Source organism: Arthrobacter sp. TJ-58 (genome assembly GCF_058269295.1).
On the sequence record NZ_JBZCNM010000002.1, the window covers coordinates 658909 to 677227 of the forward strand.

Consider the following 18319-nt stretch of genomic DNA (forward strand, 5'->3'; position numbering starts at 1 on the left):
GCGGCGGCCGTTAGAATAAGGACGTGCCCGTGTACCTAGATCACGCGGCGACCACGCCTATTTCGGCCTCGGCCCTCGCCGCACTCACGTCAGAACTCAGCCGCAGCGGCAACCCCTCGTCGCTGCACGGCTCCGGCCGCCGCGCCCGGATGGTGGTGGAGGAGTCCCGCGAAGCGCTCGCCGCTGCCGCCGGCTGCCACCCGTCGGAAATCATCTTCACGTCCGGCGGAACGGAAGCGGACAACCTGGCAGTCAAAGGGCTGTACTGGTCCCGCCGGGACGCCGATCCCCGCCGCACCCGCATCCTGTGTTCTCCGATTGAGCACCATGCCGTCCTGGACACCGTGCAGTGGCTGGAAAAGCACGAGGGTGCCACCGCGGTATGGCTGCCGGTGGACCACAACGGAGTGGTCTCCGAGGAAGCCGTCCGCGCCGAACTTGCAGCACACGCGGACACCACTGCCCTGCTGACCGTCATGTGGGCCAATAATGAAGTGGGCACCGTTCAGGACATTCCGGCCCTGACCGCTCTTGCCCATGAGTATTCAGTGCCTGTGCATACCGACGCCGTCCAGGCTTTCGGTGCGCTGCCGGTGGACTTCCGCGCCTCCGGCGTGGACACCATGGCCATCAGCGGACATAAGATCGGCGGGCCCGTGGGCATCGGTGCGCTCGTCGTCGGCCGGGCCGTGAAGCTTACGCCGGTGATGCACGGCGGCGGCCAGGAGCGCGACATCCGCTCGGGCACCCTGGATACCCCCGGCATTGCCGCCTTTGCCGCCGCAGCGCGCGAAGCCACGGAGAACCTTCCGGCCGAGTCCGCCCGCCTGCGGGAGTTGCGGGACGTCCTCATCGCCGGTGTGGAACGGGCAGTCCCCGACGCAGTGCTTCGCGGTGCGCGAGACAGTGCCGGAACGGCCGACGGCGCAATGCCGGCCCGGCTGCCGGGCAACGCCCACTTCACGTTCCCCGGCTGCGAAGGCGATTCACTGCTGTTCCTGCTGGATCTGGCCGGAGTGGAATCCTCCACCGGGTCGGCCTGCACCGCGGGAGTACCCCGCCCCTCGCACGTCCTGCTGGCCATGGGACTCAGTGAAACGGAAGCCCGCGGCGCCCAGCGTTTCAGCCTCGGGCATACAACCACCGCCGCGGACGTTGACTCCTTGTTGATGGCACTTCCCGAAGCATACGAACGGGCCAAGAAAGCCGGAATGGCCTCCCACGTCAGCAGCATCCAAACAGCAGGAACAGGTTTTTCTTCATGAAGGTTTTGGCAGCAATGAGCGGCGGAGTGGACTCCGCAGTAGCCGCAGCACGGGCAGTGGAAGCGGGGCACGACGTCGTCGGCGTCCACCTGGCGCTGTCCCGCATGCCCGGAACGCTCCGCACCGGCAGCAGGGGCTGCTGCACCATCGAGGACTCGCGGGACGCCTGGCGCGCGTGTGACATCCTTGGCATCCCCTATTACGTCTGGGATTTCTCCGAGCGGTTTAAGGAAGACGTGGTGGATGACTTCATCGCCGAATACGCCGCCGGCCGCACACCGAACCCCTGCATGCGCTGCAACGAGCGGATCAAGTTCGCCGCCCTGCTGGAGAAGGCGCTGGCCCTGGGCTTCGACGCCGTCTGCACCGGCCACTACGCCAAGGTGATCACCGACGCCGACGGCAATCCCGAGCTGCACCGCGCCGCGGACTGGGCGAAGGACCAGTCCTACGTGCTGGGCGTGCTCACGCACGAACAGCTCAAGCACTCCATGTTCCCGCTGGCCGAAACCCCGTCCAAGGCCGAAGTCCGGGCCGAAGCGGAACGCCGCGGCCTGTCCGTGGCCAACAAGCCGGACAGCCACGACATCTGCTTCATCCCCGACGGCGACACCCGCGGCTGGCTCGAAGAGCGCATCGACATGACGGAGGGTGACATTGTGGATTCCTCCGGCGAGAAGATCGGCACGCACCCCGGCGCCAACGCCTTCACCGTGGGCCAGCGCAAGGGCCTGAAGCTGGGCCGCCCCGCCGACGACGGCAAGCCCCGCTTTGTGCTGGAAATCCGGCCCAAGGAAAACAAGGTGGTGGTGGGTCCGGAAAAGCTGCTCAACATCGACCAGATGCGCGGCATCAAGATCTCCTGGGCCGGGCTGCCGATTCCCGAGATCGCTGCCCGCACCGAGTTCGACTGCATGGTGCAGGTCCGCGCCCACGGCGACCCCGTTCCGGCCCGCGGCTGGATGGAAGACGTTGCCTCCGAGGAGGCCGACGGCGGTGTCCGCGAGGAGCTGGTGGTCCGCCTGAACGAGCCGATGCGCGGCGTGGCTCCGGGCCAGTCCATGGTGGTCTACCAGGGCACCCGCGTGCTGGGCCAGGCCACGATCGATTCGGCGCGTTCCCTGGAATGGAATCCCGCCGCGGTGTCCTAAGCGGTATCTCCGGGACGTAATGTGCGGCGTCCGCCGCGGGGCGGACCCTAGACTGGATCCATGACTGATACGCCCGCAGATGAGTTCGAGTTCGATCCCTCGGCCAGTTCCCTCGCCGGAACCGTGTCCGAGGACGTCATGCAGGAGCTGCTGGCAGTACGCAGCAGCATCGACAACATCGACGCGACCTTGGTCTATCTGCTCGCCGAACGGTTTAAGGCCACCCAGCGGGTGGGGATGCTCAAAGCGGTGCACAACCTGCCGCCCGGAGATCCGGGCCGCGAAGCCGCGCAGATCGCCCGGCTCCGCCGCCTCGCCGAGGACGCCCACCTGGACCCGGCCTTCGCCGAAAAGTTCCTGAATTTCATCATCAGCGAGGTCATCCGGCATCACCAGGCGATCTCCGACAACCACAACGGCGGCAACAGCAATGCAGCGGGACGCTAACCAGCACGAAGACTGGCAGCACGAAGACAGCCAGCAGGAGGGCAACCGGCAGGGTACGGCGCAGCCTGAGGCCGGCAGCACGGTGACAGCCACTGCCCTGGGGCAGTGGCCGGGCACAGACCCGGTGGAAGCCACGCGGATCATCCGCGGAGAGCTGGGGGAACCGCATTTGCCGTTCCTGGTGGAACTGCCGAACCGCGGCCCCGGTGCCGACGCGCTGGGCCGCACCGCAGCCCTGCTGGTGGATCTGGCCGTGGACCTGCAGCCGCACGGCTGGCGCCTGGTTCCCCGGCCGGGGAAGGACCACCGGCGGGCCCTCTCGCTGCTGGGACAGGACCTCAACGCGCTTGCGGACGTGGTGGGCGGGGAGGAAAGCCCCGGCCACCAGCTGAAGATCTCCCTGCGCGGCCCGCTGTCGCTGGCGGCTGGACTGTACCTGCACAACGGGGAGCGGGCCCTTTCCGACGCCGGCGCCCGCCGCGAACTGCTGCAGTCCCTTGCCGCGGGGGCAGCGGACTTCGTAACCCGCGCCCGTACGGCTGCCCCGGACGCCTCAATCATTGTCCAGCTGGATGAGCCGGAAATTGCCGACGTGCTGGGTGGAACCATCCCCACGGCCAGCGGCTACCGCACGCTGCGTTCGGTTCCCTCCACTGAGGTGTCCTCCGCCTGGAACTCCATTATCGAGGCCCTTGCCGACGCCGGTGCTGCGCAGACGGTGCTGCGGCTCCCGGAATCCGGGCGCTCGGCGGCACTGCGCCCCGGCGCGCAAACGCCGTTCTCGCTGGCACTGGGTGCCGGTGCGGCCGGAGCGGCGCTGCCCGCCGCGGGCCTCACCGGAGCGGACTGGGAAGCCATTGCGGAAGCAGTGGAAGGTGGAAAGAGTCTGTGGCTGGGTATCCTTTCCGCTCCCGCCGACAACGCTGAACCGCGCCAGGTGAAAGCCCTGGTGGAGGATGTGCTGCGGCCGTGGAACAAAATCGGCCTGTCTCCTCAGGCATTGCCCGCACTGCGCCTGACACCGGCCGGAGAGCTCGCGGAGACGTCGCCGTCGTCCGCCCGCAAAGTCCTGAACCGTCTGACGCAAGCTGCAGGGGCCCTGTCCCAGGTGGCCGCTGAAAGCTAGCCGGCCGTTTCCGGTAGGCCGGGCATTGTGAAGCTCCGCTTAAACGCGCCGTTTCCAACGGGCCGGCACTGCGTCCTCCGGCAGCTGGCCGTTCCACCGGCGCTGTTCGTAGCTGAAGCTCCCGTCATACACGAAGATGGTTCCCACCTGCCGCTGCACCACGCGGGTGCGGATCCGGAAGAGACCGGCACCGGCGTCGTAACACTGCTCCACATGGGCATCCGCTGCAGCGAAGGCCGGCAGCGGCAGCCGCAGCGGGCCCAGGAAGAGCCGGCCGCCCGGTGAATCCATCCGCAGGTGCCCGTCCCCAGTCACGGTCAGCACCAGATCGGTGGCGAGGTTCCGTTTCCTGCCCAGATAATCCGTGAGCTGTCCGGGGCCGGTCAGTGTGGTGGTGTCCTCGAAGACCCGGTTCCCGGCCGGAAACCGGAAGGTCCGCACCGCGGTCAGCGAGGGTCGGTTCTCCGGATCCCAATGGGGATAGTTGCGGATCGTGAAGGGCACATTGGTGCCGTAATCGGGGAAGAACGCATTGGAGACCGGCATCAGTTTCAGCAGCGGCCGCAGCCACGGCCGGGGGCAGCCGGCGGATTCGAAGACTCCGGCGCCCTCCCCGTAAACTCCGTCTCCCGGCGCTGCCGAAAAATACTCCTGCAGCTCAGGCTGCAGCCGCTCAAAATCCGCTCCGAGGACGCTGCGGTAGACCGATTCCGGTCCGCCCGGGCCGGATGTGTGGGGCGACGGTGAATCTTCCATGATCTACAGCCTTCCCGAGGCCTTGAGCCGGATATACAGGTCCGCGAGTTTGGGCGGCAGCTCGTGCGGAGTCTCATCAACCACCTCGGCCCCCATGGACCGCAGATAGGCCGTCACGGCAGCCCGGTCGAGCAGGGCACGCTCGGCGGCAGCGGCACGGAAGACCTCGCTTGCCGTGGACCGCTGCCGGCGCAGGTCCTCCAATTCAGGATCCCGGACCGAGGCGATCACGACCAGGTGTTTCTCCAGCAGCTGCGGCAGCACGGGCAGCAGGCCTTCTTCCAGCGCGCCGGAGTCCAGTGCCGTAATCAGCACCACCAGGGACCGCCGGGTGGAGACCGACTGGACCGCTCCGGGCACCAGGGAAAAGTCCGCTTCGATCAGCTCCGCCTGAAGCGGCGCCATCGCGGTGACCAGACGGTTCAGGAGGTTGCCCTTTCCGCCGGAGCTCACCCGCGCCCGGATCCGCCGGTCAAAGGCCAGGAAATCCACGCGGTCCGCGCCGCCGGAAGCCAGCATCGCCAGCAGCAGGGCGGCCTCGATCCCGGTGTCCAGCCGCGGCTCCTCCCCGATCCTCGCGGCGGAGGTGCGGGAAGTATCCAGGAGGAGAACTACCCGCCGGTCCCGCTCCGGGCGCCAGGTCCGCACCACGGTGTCCCGGCGCCGGGCAGTGGCACGCCAGTCAATGGACCGGACGTCGTCGCCGCGCACATAGTCACGCAGCGAATCAAATTCCGTGCCTGCTCCGCGCAGCTGGACCGAGGCATTGCCGTCCAGTTCCCGCAGCCGCCGCAGCTTGGACGGCAGATGGCGCTTGGAATGGAACGGCGGCAGGACCCGCAGCACCGCCGGGCTGCGCAGGGTGCGCTGGCGGGCGGCCAGTCCCAGCGGACCGAAGCTGCGGACGGTGACCGTTCCGCTGTGCAGCTCCCCCCGGCGTTCGGGAAGCAGCTGCACCTCGAATCTTCTGGCCTCACCTGCCGGAACGCGGATCCGCTGGACCGGGTTGGCGGCCCCCGCGGAGGGTTGCCAGCCGTCCCGGAACCACCCGTTGAGGGTGCGCCGGCTCCCGTTGCGCACGGTCAGCACGACGGCGGCTGGCTCGGTGAGGCGCACACTGACGGGTTCGGTGCGCTGCAGGGTCAGAGCGCGGGGTGATGCGGCCGCAAGCAGGTCAACTGCGGCCGCCGCGCACAGGAATGCTGTCCACAGCCACAGGGCGGTGCTGCCGGGAAAAAGCAGGATGGCAACAACGCCTGCCGCGGCGAGGAGGACAAACCGGCCGGAGATTGCCATCGCGAACCGGCGTCCTAACGGGGAACCGGAACGGTGGCCAAAATGCTGCCCAGGACATCATCCACGCTGACGCCATCCATCTGCGCTTCGGGGCGGAGGGACACCCGGTGGCGCAGCGCCGGCAGGGTCAGGGCCTTGACGTCGTCGGGCGTGACAAAGGTCCGTCCTGAAAGCCAGGCCCAGGCGCGGGAGGTATTGAGCAGCGCCGTTGCGCCGCGGGGGGAAACGCCAAGCTGGAACGACGGCGCCGCCCGGGTGGCCCGGACCAGGTCCACAATGTAGCCGAGGACTTCGGGGGACACCGCCACGGCGGCCGCCGCCTGCCGCGCTTTCTCGAGATCGGCCGCGCCCGCGACGGCACGGACTCCGGCGGCAGCAAGGTCCCGGGGATCGAAACCGCCGCTGTGCCGCCGGATGATCTCAATTTCGTCGTCGCGTCCTGGCAGGTCCAGGGTGAGCTTGAGCAGGAACCGGTCCAGCTGCGCTTCAGGCAGGGAGTATGTTCCTTCATACTCCACGGGGTTCTGGGTGGCGGCCACGATGAAGGGATCGGGCAGCCGGCGGCTGACACCGTCCACGGAAACCTGGCGCTCCTCCATGGCTTCCAGCAGCGAGGCCTGGGTTTTGGGCGGAGTGCGGTTGATTTCATCGGCCAGCAGGATATTCGTGAAGACGGGGCCTTCCCGGAACGTGAATTCCGAGCTGCGGCCGTCATAGATCAGCGATCCGGTGACATCGCCGGGCATGAGGTCTGGAGTGAACTGCACCCGCTTCGTGTCCAGATCCAGGGCGGCGGCCAGGGAACGCACCAGGAGCGTCTTGGCAACACCGGGCACGCCTTCGAGCAGCACATGGCCGCGGGCCAGCAGCGCGATGATCAGTCCGGTCACCGCCGCGTCCTGCCCCACCACTGCCTTGGCCACCTCCCGCCGCACATCCAGCAGCGCCTGGCGGACGGGATCCGGAGCGGTTGCCGCCGGGCCCGGAGCCTGCCCGTCCTGCTGATACTGCTCTTCCTGCTGGTCCTGTTGGTCCTGCTGGCTCATGATGCGGTGACCTCTTCCTCTAGGGCTTGCAATTCCTGGGACCACTGAACAAGTGCGGCGTCGCTGGCGGGGGCGGCACGGTTCAGCAGGTGGTCCACCTCGTGCACCGGCCGTCCGGTGGCTGCCGCGACTGCACGCACCACGGTGTCGGTGCTGCTGGCGGGGCCCAGCCGGAGCCGGGCGGACAACCGTGTCAGCGCGGCGGCGCGCAGTGTTGCGGCCGCGCGGTCCAACGCCCGGCCGTCCTGATAGAGCCGGGCGCGTCCTTCAGCCGTCTCTGCGGACCGTACCACTACGGGCAGCGGTTCCGCCGCGAGCGGCCCCAGGCGGCGTCCGCGCCACAGCATTGCCAAAACTGCTACGACCAACAGCCACAGCAGCAGCGGATCCACCCAGCCGGGCAGCAGCGCCCGCGGATCTTCGGGCACCGCCGCAGCCGGTGTGTCGGCGACAGTGGGCAGATACCAGACCAGCGTCCCGGTGGAACCCAGCGTGCGCAGTGCCAGGGCTGCGTTGCCGTGGTCCGCGAGCGTCTCATTGGCCAGGACTGCCGAGTTTCCCAGGACGACGACGCCGGCGTCGTCGTCCGTTGCATAGGAGCCGGCGGCGGCACTGCTGTCCGCACCGGCGCCGGGGCTGTCTTCTGGCGGAGGGAAACAGGCAGCGGGAGCACGATAGGCATACCCGCCTGCGGTAATCCGCTCGGCCGCTTGGGCATCTGCCGCGTCACAGTCAGCGTTCAGCGGCGCATCTGTTGCAGGCAGGACGCCCGCCGAACGGATGCCCGGCGCCAGTTCGGAAAGCTGGAAAAAGGTGGGCTCCACCAGGACCTGCCGGCGGGCCAGCCCGTTCAGCTCTGCCAGCTGCTCCTGGCTGAGGAAGCCGTCGGGGTCGAACAGCAGAAGCGTTGACTGGTCCCCGTCGTCTTTCAGCAGGGCCAGCGCCTCCTCGAAGGAACCCGGCGCATGCACATCTACTCCCTGCTCGTCCAGGATTTGAGCTGCGGCCATGGCACCGGCCGGGGCGGGATTGGCGGGTGAGAGCGGGGCACCGTCACTGCCGGAGCCGGTCAGGATGCGCAGCAGAACTACGGCGCAGAGCACCAGTGCCAGGATGATCCACACCCGCCAGGCCCGCAGGCGTGCCCGGAGGGCCCTGCCTCCGGATGCTGCGGCAGAAGGAGCCGTTGCCTCAGCAGCCACGGGATCCGCCGGCGTTTCCGCGGGCGCGCCGGCCTTGTGCACTGTGCTCACCGCGGCACCGCCAAGGCTGAAAGCGGAGCCGATCCGGCGGACGGGGAGGAGCGTTCCAGCAGCCCGTCAAGGTCCCGGGCACGGATGACGTCAGCAGAAACGGCGGACAGATGCCCGTATCGGACTTCGTCAAAGCGCCGGGCCAGCCAATGGATTTCTTCCCGAGCAGAGGGAAAGGCTCCGCCGAGCTCCTGCCCTGCCTCGGCCGCCGTGCGGCCGGCACGCGGTTCAAGGATCACGCGTTCCTCCGCCGAGCGGATCACGGCGCGCAGCCGCTCTGTCAGGGCAGTGTCCCATTCTTCTCGGGAGGCGGCCTCCTCGGCTAATCTGCGGTGGTCTAGTGCAATCCGGATTTCAGGTGAGTCGAAAACCGCCTTGCGGCGCCGTGCGTTCAGCCGGGGCCGGACCAGGAAAACCGCAGCCGCCAGAACAACGGCTGCTCCCGCCGCAAGAAAGAGGACACCGAGAGTGGGATCCACGCCGGTGATGCCCTCCAGCAGCCGGGAGAAAAAATCGCCCACCCACTGCCAAAACCGGTCGAGCAGGCTTGGCTCAGCCTCCTTGTACACGGACCGGGAGAGTTCCTTTTCGGCCCACCCGCGTCCCTGGCCGCCGTCGGGGAGCACCGGCACGTCGAAGCGAACTCCGGCACGCGGCAGCACCGTCATCCGCCGGACCCGCTGCGGCGCCCCGGCACCAGATCGGGGGTGGATCCCGCGAGTTCCTGCTCCTTCATGAGGGTGAGGTCAAAGCCTTCCCGGCGGATGCGGAGATCGACGTACAGCAGCGAGGTGACGGCTGACTGGAACGCGTATCCGATGGCACCGAAAAAAGTACTGATGGCCACGTTCAGCGCCACAAGGGCCATTGCCGTGCCGGCATCGGGCTCTGAACCGCTGCCAAAAGCAGTGACGAAACTCAGAATCAGGACCACAGGTGTGCTGATGACGGACGAAACGATGGACACCAGGATCGCCGTTAGCGCCAGGATCCCGAACGAACGCCAGAAATTTCGTTTGGTCAGTTCCCAGGACCGGCGCAGCGAGGCAAAAACCCCGGCAGGTTCCAGGACCAGTGCGGCCGGTGCCAGCGCCAACTTGACTGCCAGCCAGACGAAGACAGCAATCAACGCCAGGATGCCCAGTACCAGGACGGCAATGCCGGCGGCGCCCAGGAACTGCAGGATCACTGCCAGGAGGAGGGAGAACACCACAATCCCGACGACGATCGCCGCGAGCAGAAGCAGCCCCAGCCCGGCCAGGGGAAGGAGCCGGGAGCGGGAGAGCCGCCAGGTTTGGGCAAAGCCCGTTTTCAGGTTCAGGATGGAGCGCGCGACGGGCACCACCAGGATGCCCTGAAGCAGCAGGACGCCCACCACGGACACCACTCCCAGAAGGGAGACAGCTGTCAGGGACCAGCCCAAGGAGCCCTGACTGGACTCGAACTCCTCGACAGTGAATTCGGAGCCGTCCACATCGGTGCTGAACAGGTCCGAAGAGAAGAAGCTGCCCGCCACCAGATAGGTCAGCACTGCAATAACGCCCTGAATCAGCAGGGCCGTTCCAAAGGTTGCCGCAGCGTTTTTCCGGCAGGCCTGGAAGGCGCCGTCCAGCAGTTCGCCCAGGCCCAGCGGCCGCAGCGGGATAACGCCGGGCTTGGGCGGAGGTGTCCATCCGCCCTGGGGGAGGTAACCGGGAGAGCCCCAGGGCTGGCCGGGAGTCCCCGGCGGGAACACGCCGGGAGCACCGGGAGCTCCCGGACCCGGCCACTGCTGATTGGTCTGGCCCCACGGGTTCTGCTGGCCGGGTTGTCCCCACTGCTGTCCCCAGCCCTGCGGCGGTTCCGGTTGCCGGGGCAGCGGGGGAGTGGTGGGTGGCTGGCTTGCGGGAGGTCCCCACGCGGACGGGGGTTCGGGGGAGTTCTGCGCTCCCGGTGCTGCCCACAGGGAGGGCGGCTGCGCTGCGTTCCCGGTACCGCCGCTCCCGGTGCCGCCGCTTCCGCCAGCGCCGGTCCCGCCGTCGCCGGTCCCGGCGTCGTCGTTGTACTCCGGGCCGGCCGCAGGCGGCCGAACGGGTTCCTTCGGCTCCTCGCCGCTGTGATTGTCCTGACCCAAAGCATGCCCCCCAAACCGTTGTTTTCCGTGCTCCGACTATAGTTCCAGAGCGGTCCCGGCGTCGCGGAGAAAACCCGCCGGATTCTACGTCCTCTAGGATGAGAGGGATACTGCCAGCTGTCGTGCTGTCCTCGGACATGCCGGATGCCCCGCATTCCGGACAGCAGGCAGCAGCCCGCGCAGGCCGCCGGGCAGCCGGAGAAAATGGTCCGGGCAAGCACCGCAACGAGGAACCGGCTTGAGCAGTCAACTGGGGACAGGGAGTTATGAAGGCACGCATATTGGTCGTGGACGACGACGAAGCATTGGCCGAGATGATCGGCATTGTGCTCCGCAACGACGGGTTCGACCCTGTCTTCTGCGCGGACGGTTCCAAGGCGCTGGACATTTTCCGCCATACCAAGCCCGACCTTGTCCTGCTGGACCTCATGCTCCCCGGGATCGACGGGATCGAGGTGTGCCGGCAGATCCGTGGTGAATCCGACGTGCCAATCGTCATGCTGACCGCAAAGTCGGACACCTCCGACGTCGTCCGGGGCCTGGAATCAGGGGCGGACGACTACGTTCCGAAACCCTTCAAGCCTGCCGAGCTCGTGGCCCGGGTTCGGGCACGGCTGCGTCCGGGCGACACGAAATCCCCGGAAACCCTCAGCATCAAAGAGGTGTCCATCGACGTGGCCGGCCACGTGGTCACCCGCGGCGCTGACACCATTTCCCTCACACCGCTGGAATTCGACCTGCTGGTGGCCCTGGCACGGAAGCCCTGGCAGGTATTCACCCGTGAAATGCTGCTGGAGCAGGTCTGGGGTTACCGCCACGCGGCCGATACCCGGTTGGTTAATGTCCATGTGCAGCGGCTTCGTTCCAAGATCGAGCGCGACCCCGAAGCACCCGAAATAGTCCTGACGGTGCGCGGTGTCGGTTACAAAGCCGGTCAGAGCTAGGCGGCAGGGGACTTCGGTCCTGAAGACCGAAGTCCTCCCGGCACTGCTGCGGACGCTCAGGCAGTTCCGCGACGCGCTGCGCAAGGAAACATTTCACCGGATCGCCCGCATGTGGCGGCGTTCCCTGCTGTTCAAGACCGTGGTCTCCACGCTGCTCCTGGTCACCCTCGCCTGCGGCGGCGTGGGTGCTTTCCTCTCGCATCAGATTGCCGGCGCGCTCTATGAAGAGCGCCTGAAGCAGTTCCAGTCAGAGGCCACGGCAGGGCTCGTCTCGGCCAAGGAAAACTTCCGGACCACTGCAGCCACGGACCGTGAAGGAACCGAACGGCTGGTTTCCAACACGCTCTCGCTGCTGGAGGGACAGGGGGCCGACGCGCCCCGCCTTTACCTGCTTAGCCCCCTGCCGGGCCAGGAACAGGACCTTTTTGTCTCCCAGACTCTGGGGGAGGGCATCACTGCCGGCAGCATTCCGCTGACCCTGAGCGAGTCCGTTCGAAGCATCGATGTTGATGACGACCGCGACACCATCCACTGGTCCGCCCTGGCCCTGTCCCACGGTGAGCCCGGGCTGGCCTTCGGCACCAAGGTCACCCTCCCGCCGGACCGGGCCGAATACGCCCTCTACCTGATCTATGACCTGTCCTCCATGCAGCAGACCCTCGATGACATCCACCGCATCCTGTGGATCGCCGGCGGGCTGCTCCTGGTGATCATCGGGACCATTGCCTGGATTGTCGCCAAGGCCGGAGTCGGAGCCATCAGTGACGCGGCGGCGGTCTCCGAAAAGCTGGCCGCCGGCGAGCTGCAGGAACGCATGGTCGTCAAGGGCGAGGACGACGTCGCCCGCCTGGCCGCGTCCTTCAACCACATGGCGGCCACCCTGCAGGATCAGATCACACAGCTGGCCCAGCTTTCGCGGATGCAGCAGGTCTTCGTCTCGGACGTGTCCCACGAACTGCGCACGCCGCTGACTACTGTGCGGATGGCGGCCGAGGTTCTTTACGACGCGCGGGACGGGTTTGACCCCATCAGCCGCCGTTCCACGGAGCTGCTCTACCACCAGGTGGAACGTTTCCAGGCCCTGCTCGCTGACCTGCTGGAAATTTCCCGCTTCGACGCCGGTGCGGCATCGCCTGATCTGGAGCCCACCGACATATTCACCGTGGTCCGCGACGTCATCGACGCGACGGAACCGCTGGCCTTGAACATCGGATCGGAAATCACTGTGGTCTCCAAGGAAACCAGCTGCATGGTGGACGCGGACCCGCGGCGGATCGAACGCATTATCCGCAACCTGGTGGTCAACGCCCTGGAACACGGCGAAGGAAAGCCCATTGAGATTGCCATTGCCTCCAACCTTGACGCCGTTGCGGTGGCAGTGCGGGATCATGGCATCGGCATGACCGACGACGAAGCTTCACGGGTGTTCGACCGCTTCTGGCGCGCTGATCCGGCCCGGGCGCGGACAACGGGCGGCAGTGGACTTGGACTGTCCATCGCCGTCGAAGACGCTTTGCTGCACGGGGGACTGCTCCAGGCCTGGGGGCGCCCCGGAGACGGAGCCTGCTTCCGGCTTACCCTGCCCCGCCGTCACGGGGTGCCGTTTGCCGAATCGCCGGTGCCGTTGTCACCGTACGACGGCGCCCCCGGAACCCGTGCGCTGACCGCCCGTGCACCTGCTCCCGTCATCACACCGGTAACCTCGCCCGCAGACGCATCAGCCCAGGAGCCGACCGATGGACGCTGAAAACTCCGCTTCCGCCCGGCCGTTCGCGAAGCTGGTGCTCATGGCGGCTCTGCTGATGGCGGTCCTGTCCGGATGTTCCTCCATTCCCACCACCGGCCCCGTGGGCACGGCCTCCGCGGACAGCGACGGCAGCTCACTGGTGGACACCTTTGACGTGGCTCCGCGCGGACCCAGCCAAAACGGAGGAGACTCTCCGGCGGAAATCCTGCAGGGTTTCATCACCGCAGGAACTGGTGCAGCAGATGATTACAGCGTGGCCCGCGAATTCCTGACCGACTCCCTGGCTGAAACCTGGACCCCGAATGACCGGGTGCTGATTTACGGCGCGGATCCGGATATCGTGCCGGCGGCTGACGGGACGAGCTACGCCATCCAGCTGGAAGTGGTGGGAGCTCTGGATACGCGCGGAATTCGCACCGACAAGGCCTTGGGTACCACGGAAACGGTCTCCGCCTCCGTGGAACAGGAAGACGGCCAGTGGCGGATCAACGCCATTCCCAACGGAATCATGATCTCCGAGGTCAATTTCTCGCTGCTGTTCCTCTCCCACAACCTTTATTTCTATTCGAGCAACTTTGAGTTCTGGGTTCCCGACACCCGCTGGTTCGTCCAAAAGTCAGGCATTGCGGCCAACGTGGTCAAGGCAATGCTGGAGGGGCCGGCACCCTATCTCCAGGGGGCCGTCAGCAGCGCCTTCCCGGCGGGTACGGCCCTTGCCCGGGATGCCGTACCGGTGGTCTCCGGCGTGGCGACGGTGGATCTGTCCGCTGAGGTCCTGCAGGACTCCAATGACCTTAACCGGCAGCAGATGGCCCTGCAGCTGCAGCAAAACCTGACCAACCTCAACAACGTGAACTCGGTCAGCATGACGGTCAACCAGCGGGCCGTGGACCTGGGCAAGGAAAGCAGTGCGCTGGTCGACGCCGTCGCCGACCCCGAAGCGGGCAGCACCCAGATTGGTGTGCATCAAAATGAGCTGGCCTACTTCAAGGGAGTGGAGCCGCAGGCAATCGAGGGCATTCCCAGTGTTGCGGAGTATGGTCCGCGGGATCCGGCTCTCTCCCTGGATCTGGCCACGGTTGCCTTCCTCAACAGGGATCGAACGTCCCTGTTCCTTACCGGACCCAACCAGGACGTTCGCAAAGTCGTTGACGGCACGGCGCTGACCGCCCCGAGTATTGATGTGGAAAAGTGGACGTGGACGGCCTCGAACACCGCGGGCGGAGCCAAAATCCTTGCATTGCCGCCGGGCGGGGGACCGGAACAGGTCCTGTCACTGCCGGTGGCCTGGCTGAATGAAGTGGCAGTTTCCGAGCTTCGGATTTCCAGGGACGGGGCGCGTGCTCTGCTGGTGACAAGCCAGGGCGGGAAAAGCCACGTGTTCGTTGCCGGTGTCGTGCGCGACACGGACGGAACCCCGAAGACCCTGACCACTCCGCTGGAGCTGGCAGTCACCGCCAACACGGGCTCCGGAATTCCTCAGACGCTTCCCGTGAACCGCGCCAAGTGGGTCTCGCAGGATTCCATCGTCGCGTTGCAGACGTCCCCGGACAACCAGGTCACGCCCGTGATTCTGCGTTTGGGTTCCAGCCCTGAACCGCTGGCCGGCCTGACCGGTATTACCAGCCTCAGTGCCGGCAAGGGTGAACAGGACATCTACGTTCAGACCGACGAGGCCATGTTCAAGCGGATGGGCAACAGCTGGTACGAGGTGGGCAAGGAACTGCTGGATCCGGCCTTCCCCGGGTAGCCCCTTCCAGGCGCACCCGTCCTGCACAGGCGAAGCGAAACCGCCGCCGGGTCCTGGGTTCCCACCTCAGGATGAGCGTTTACTGATTCGCGGCGTTCCCTGCCCCAGGATGACGGCATGGAGATACCGGATCCTTCACCACCCTTCGCTGCGGACTCGCCGTGGCGGGCTCGCCTTCCGCTCCGGGCCGGTTTCCGGGCCCTTTTGGGCAGCGCCCCGGCCCTTTTAGGCAGCGCCGCGGACCGGTGGCGGCTGAAGCCGTGGGCTGCCGCGGTCGGCGCCGCTTGGGCTGATCTGCTTGCCGTACTGCTGCCGACGTCCTGCGTGGTCTGCGGAGCACCGGATTCATCCCTGTGTCCCGGCTGCCGGGGCAGGGTCCGGCGCAGCGGCACCCGCCCCTACTACGCCCAGGCTGCGGCAGAACTGCTTCCGCGCGCCGAGGCCGGGAGGCAGATGGAACCGGAGGCCGGTGCCTGCGGGCCGAAGACTCTGCCCGAGCCGGATCTGCCCGATGTGGAACTGTCGGCGCTGCCGGTGCTGGCCGCCGGCCGCTACGCGGGCGGCCTGGCACGGGTGCTGCTCGCCTATAAGAACCACGGCCACACCGACCTCGCCGGTGTGCTCCGTCCGGTCCTCGCCGGAGCACTTCATCATGCCGTGCAGGACATCGGCAGCAGTACCGGGCTTTTGCTGGTGCCCGTTCCGGGGACGGGCCGCGCGCTGCGCCGCCGCGGCTATAACCCATTGACGATGCTGCTGGCCGCACTGAGGACCGGCGGGCTGCTGCCGGCCGGGACGGGGGTTGCGCCGGTGCTCCGCTTGGCGGGACGCGGTCCGCGGGACGTGCTGCGGCCAGGCGCCCTGGTTGCCGCTGCGTCCGGGATCTCCGGGGCAAGCCAAAAGAGCCTGGGACGGAAGGGGCGGCGCCGGAATGTTTACGGAACTATGACTGCCGGACCTGCAGGCACACTGGCAGGCACGCGGTGTCTCGTCGTCGACGATGTCCTCACCACCGGGGCGACGCTGGCGGAGGCCACGCGTGCGCTGCGGGCTGCAGGGGCGCGTGTCGAAGGTGCCGTAGTCATCGCAGCCACTGCAGGTCCGGCAAGTGATGCAAATTACATTGAGGGCGGATCGTAGTCCACGGGACACGGCTAAGGTAATCGGAATGTCCGGAGGTGAATAACGCTGGGCAGTGATCTAACGTGTTGGTATGGACAGCTTCAAGAAGCGGAGTTGTCCTGCGGCAGCGGTCGCAGGATTTTGACAGCGGCCGGTGCTGTGTCACCGAAATCTATTGGAGGGCACCATGGAATTCATGATTAGCGGACGCAACGTTGCAGTATCCGACCGGTTCCGGGAGTATGCCGAAGAACGAATCGCCAAGGTGGAGAACCTGGCGAACAAGGTCCAGCGGGTAGACGCACGAGTCACCAAGCAGCCCAACGTCCGTGAAGCCGACAGCTCTCTGACCGTGGAATTGACGGTTGTCGGCCGGGGCCCCGTGGTACGTGCAGAGGCCACCTCAGGCGACAAGTTCGCCGCCTTCGACCTTGCGTACGCCAAACTCATCGAACGCCTGCGCAGGGCCAGCGACCGCAGAAAGGTCCACCATGGCCGCCACACCCCGGTAGCAGTCCGGCTTGCCACCGCAGATCTTGCGACGGTAAGTACCAGCGAACCGCTGCACACCCAGTTGGAAAAGGAAGCAGCCAACGCTGATGCCGTCACCGCTCAGAGTGATGAAGAGTCTGCGGAACCGGCCGAGAACTGCCCAGTCCTGATTCGGCGCAAGGTCTTCCCGGGTGCCCCCATGAGCCTTGACGACGCCGTGGATGCTATGGAGCTGGTCGGCCACGATTTCTACCTGTTCGTGGACTCCGCCACCGGAGCGCCCTCCGTGGTGTACCGGCGCCGGGGCTGGACTTACGGTGTGATTACCCTTGATTCCGGGGACACCGAAGGTTCCGATGACATCAAGGAAGAGGTGCGCGGATACCGTGAAGGGGAAGAAGCCAAGACTGCATGATGCAGCGCCCTTGACGTGACGGCCCGCTGAAGGCCTCCGGCTGTGATGGAACGTGTTGAACGGTTCATCCCCCGGGGGCCTTCTTGCTGCGCCTAGGATGGCGGTATGACCCTGACCCTCACGCCCCGGCAGGCGCGGCTCACCGCACTGGGTGCCCAGGGACTTGTGAAGGGACGCCCCGGAAGCCCGAGCACAAGGTCCGTGGAACGGACCCTGCAGCGGCTGCAGCTGCTGCAGATTGATTCCGTCAACGTGCTGTCCCGAAGCCACTATCTGCCCCTGTTTTCGCGGCTGGGACCCTACGACACAGCTGTCCCGGACCGGTTGGCCTCCAAAGCCCCGCGCAGGATGGTGGAGTACTGGGCGCATGAGGCCAGCTATATCCGTCCCGAGCTTTTCGCCGACCTGCGCACGGTCCAAAGTCGGGTTTGGATGACCGCCCATTCCCTGCAGCCGGAGCTGAAGGAACGGCTCAGCGCGGAAATCCTTGGGCTCCTCGCCGACGGCCCGCCGCTGACAGCCCGGGAGATAGCCGCCCGGCTCGGAGGGGTCCAGGCCAGGGACTCCAGCAACTGGGGCTGGAACTGGAGTGCGTCCAAACGGGTGCTTGAGGACCTGTTTGCTTCCGGTCTCCTCAGCTCGGCCGGACGCACCCCGCAGTTCGAGCGGATCTACGCCCCCACGGCCGCCGTGCATCCCGCAGGGGCGGCGGCCCTGGAACCCGCCGATCCCCGGCAGGCGGTCCTGCGCCTCACGGAACTGGCTGCCCGGGCACACGGGGTGGGAACCATCCGCAGTCTGGCGGACTACTTTCGGCTGCCGCAGCGGGAAACGGCGGATGCGGTCCAACAACTGGTCCGGGAGGGCCGGCTTCGGCGTGTTGACATCGCAGGTCTCAGATCCCCGGCATATCTGCACGCGGATGCGGTCATCCCGCGCAAGTCCTCGGCCCGCGCACTCCTGAGCCCCTTTGATTCCATGGTTTTTGAGCGGAAGCGGCTTGAGTCGCTCTTTGGCTTCCGGTACCGCCTTGAGATTTACACGCCGCCGCTGAAACGCTGCTACGGCTATTACGTGCTGCCTTTCCTGCTGGGGGAGCAGTTCGCGGCGCGGGTGGACCTCAAAGCGGACCGCTCCAACCGTGCTCTGCTGGTGCAGGCCGCCCACCGGGAAGACAACGCTCCGCCGCATACAGCCGTTGAGCTTGCCGCAGAACTACGTATGATGGCAGATTGGCTGGGGCTGCATGACGTTATCGTAAAACCGTCGGGGAATCTTGCCTCCGCGCTAAAGCTGGCAGTATGCCGTGAATAGCCCCGCTGCGGGAACACCGGCACTCTGCCAAACGTCTCTCACGTAGACTGGGGACGCCAGAATTAGGCAACACTAGATTGGG

The 18319-nt window shown here is 66.6% G+C and carries 16 protein-coding genes; 10 read left to right on the top strand and 6 right to left on the bottom strand.

The window, feature by feature from the left end:
- Nucleotides 1-23 precede the first annotated feature (23 nt).
- Genes AC4D2W_RS09305 through AC4D2W_RS09320 form a run of 4 tightly spaced genes read left to right on the top strand, consistent with a single transcriptional unit; the run spans nt 24 to nt 3989 of the window.
- Complete coding sequence (locus AC4D2W_RS09305; protein ID WP_490926601.1) at nt 24-1265, top strand: cysteine desulfurase family protein; 1242 nt, start codon at nt 24-26, stop codon at nt 1263-1265.
- Complete coding sequence (gene mnmA / locus AC4D2W_RS09310) at nt 1262-2416, top strand: tRNA 2-thiouridine(34) synthase MnmA (RefSeq protein ID WP_490926602.1); 1155 nt, start codon at nt 1262-1264, stop codon at nt 2414-2416. Before AC4D2W_RS09305 ends, mnmA begins: the two co-directional genes overlap by 4 nt.
- A 60-nt stretch (nt 2417-2476) precedes the next feature.
- Nucleotides 2477-2863 (top strand): chorismate mutase, encoded by a 387-nt coding sequence (locus AC4D2W_RS09315; RefSeq protein WP_490926603.1) that lies wholly within the window; start codon nt 2477-2479, stop codon nt 2861-2863.
- Entirely contained in the window at nt 2847-3989 is a 1143-nt protein-coding gene (locus AC4D2W_RS09320) for a uroporphyrinogen decarboxylase/cobalamine-independent methonine synthase family protein (protein ID WP_490926604.1), read from the top strand. The genes AC4D2W_RS09315 and AC4D2W_RS09320 overlap by 17 nt, the downstream gene beginning before the upstream one ends.
- Nucleotides 3990-4028: 39 nt before the next feature.
- Here the strand turns inward: AC4D2W_RS09320 and AC4D2W_RS09325 are convergent, their stop codons facing one another.
- From AC4D2W_RS09325 to AC4D2W_RS09350, 6 genes are read right to left on the bottom strand one after another with little or no spacing between them, the layout of a single operon-like run.
- On the bottom strand, nt 4029-4745 hold the full coding sequence (locus AC4D2W_RS09325) for a DUF4166 domain-containing protein (protein ID WP_490926605.1): 717 nt from the start codon (nt 4743-4745) through the stop codon (nt 4029-4031).
- 3 nt (nt 4746-4748) lie between these two features.
- A complete protein-coding gene (locus AC4D2W_RS09330) occupies nt 4749-6041 on the bottom strand; it encodes a DUF58 domain-containing protein (RefSeq protein WP_490926606.1) in 1293 nt (430 codons plus the stop codon).
- A 14-nt stretch (nt 6042-6055) separates the two neighbouring features.
- A complete protein-coding gene (locus AC4D2W_RS09335) occupies nt 6056-7087 on the bottom strand; it encodes an AAA family ATPase (RefSeq protein WP_490926607.1) in 1032 nt (343 codons plus the stop codon).
- Entirely contained in the window at nt 7084-8340 is a 1257-nt protein-coding gene (locus AC4D2W_RS09340; protein WP_490926608.1) for a DUF4350 domain-containing protein, read from the bottom strand. The genes AC4D2W_RS09335 and AC4D2W_RS09340 overlap by 4 nt, the downstream gene beginning before the upstream one ends.
- Nucleotides 8337-9008, bottom strand: a complete 672-nt coding sequence (locus AC4D2W_RS09345) for a DUF4129 domain-containing protein (RefSeq protein ID WP_490926609.1) — start codon at nt 9006-9008, stop codon at nt 8337-8339. The genes AC4D2W_RS09340 and AC4D2W_RS09345 overlap by 4 nt, the downstream gene beginning before the upstream one ends.
- Entirely contained in the window at nt 9005-10453 is a 1449-nt protein-coding gene (locus AC4D2W_RS09350; protein ID WP_490926610.1) for a DUF7847 domain-containing protein, read from the bottom strand. The genes AC4D2W_RS09345 and AC4D2W_RS09350 overlap by 4 nt, the downstream gene beginning before the upstream one ends.
- Nucleotides 10454-10719: 266 nt before the next feature.
- Here AC4D2W_RS09350 and mtrA point away from each other — a divergent pair, with 266 nt between their 5' ends.
- From mtrA to AC4D2W_RS09380, 6 genes are all read left to right on the top strand, one after another.
- Entirely contained in the window at nt 10720-11397 is a 678-nt protein-coding gene (gene mtrA / locus AC4D2W_RS09355) for an MtrAB system response regulator MtrA (RefSeq protein WP_490926611.1), read from the top strand.
- A gap of 109 nt (nt 11398-11506) precedes the next feature.
- Nucleotides 11507-13144: an MtrAB system histidine kinase MtrB gene (mtrB, locus tag AC4D2W_RS09360; RefSeq protein WP_490926612.1), complete on the top strand. Its 1638-nt coding sequence runs from the start codon at nt 11507-11509 to the stop codon at nt 13142-13144.
- A complete protein-coding gene (locus AC4D2W_RS09365; protein WP_490926613.1) occupies nt 13134-14894 on the top strand; it encodes an LpqB family beta-propeller domain-containing protein in 1761 nt (586 codons plus the stop codon). The genes mtrB and AC4D2W_RS09365 overlap by 11 nt, the downstream gene beginning before the upstream one ends.
- Before the next feature lie 117 nt (nt 14895-15011).
- Entirely contained in the window at nt 15012-16034 is a 1023-nt protein-coding gene (locus tag AC4D2W_RS09370; protein ID WP_490926614.1) for a ComF family protein, read from the top strand.
- Between the two features lie 169 nt (nt 16035-16203).
- Nucleotides 16204-16923: a ribosome hibernation-promoting factor, HPF/YfiA family gene (hpf, locus tag AC4D2W_RS09375; RefSeq protein ID WP_490926615.1), complete on the top strand. Its 720-nt coding sequence runs from the start codon at nt 16204-16206 to the stop codon at nt 16921-16923.
- Nucleotides 16924-17028: 105 nt separating this feature from the next.
- Complete coding sequence (locus tag AC4D2W_RS09380) at nt 17029-18237, top strand: winged helix-turn-helix domain-containing protein (protein ID WP_490926616.1); 1209 nt, start codon at nt 17029-17031, stop codon at nt 18235-18237.
- Nucleotides 18238-18319: the final 82 nt, after the last annotated feature.

What these genes read in the sequence shown, in the direction of transcription:
- mnmA (WP_490926602.1), top strand. Translation starts at nt 1,262, where the DNA reads ATGAAGGTTTTGGCAGCAATGAGCGGCGGAGTGGACTCCGCAGTAGCC.
- AC4D2W_RS09315 (WP_490926603.1), top strand. Translation starts at nt 2,477, where the DNA reads ATGACTGATACGCCCGCAGATGAGTTCGAGTTCGATCCCTCGGCCAGT.
- AC4D2W_RS09320 (WP_490926604.1), top strand. Translation starts at nt 2,847, where the DNA reads ATGCAGCGGGACGCTAACCAGCACGAAGACTGGCAGCACGAAGACAGC.
- AC4D2W_RS09325 (WP_490926605.1), bottom strand. Translation starts at nt 4,745, where the DNA reads ATGGAAGATTCACCGTCGCCCCACACATCCGGCCCGGGCGGACCGGAA.
- AC4D2W_RS09330 (WP_490926606.1), bottom strand. Translation starts at nt 6,041, where the DNA reads ATGGCAATCTCCGGCCGGTTTGTCCTCCTCGCCGCGGCAGGCGTTGTT.
- AC4D2W_RS09335 (WP_490926607.1), bottom strand. Translation starts at nt 7,087, where the DNA reads ATGAGCCAGCAGGACCAACAGGACCAGCAGGAAGAGCAGTATCAGCAG.
- AC4D2W_RS09345 (WP_490926609.1), bottom strand. Translation starts at nt 9,008, where the DNA reads ATGACGGTGCTGCCGCGTGCCGGAGTTCGCTTCGACGTGCCGGTGCTC.
- mtrA (WP_490926611.1), top strand. Translation starts at nt 10,720, where the DNA reads ATGAAGGCACGCATATTGGTCGTGGACGACGACGAAGCATTGGCCGAG.
- mtrB (WP_490926612.1), top strand. Translation starts at nt 11,507, where the DNA reads ATGTGGCGGCGTTCCCTGCTGTTCAAGACCGTGGTCTCCACGCTGCTC.
- AC4D2W_RS09365 (WP_490926613.1), top strand. Translation starts at nt 13,134, where the DNA reads ATGGACGCTGAAAACTCCGCTTCCGCCCGGCCGTTCGCGAAGCTGGTG.
- AC4D2W_RS09370 (WP_490926614.1), top strand. Translation starts at nt 15,012, where the DNA reads ATGGAGATACCGGATCCTTCACCACCCTTCGCTGCGGACTCGCCGTGG.
- hpf (WP_490926615.1), top strand. Translation starts at nt 16,204, where the DNA reads ATGGAATTCATGATTAGCGGACGCAACGTTGCAGTATCCGACCGGTTC.
- AC4D2W_RS09380 (WP_490926616.1), top strand. Translation starts at nt 17,029, where the DNA reads ATGACCCTGACCCTCACGCCCCGGCAGGCGCGGCTCACCGCACTGGGT.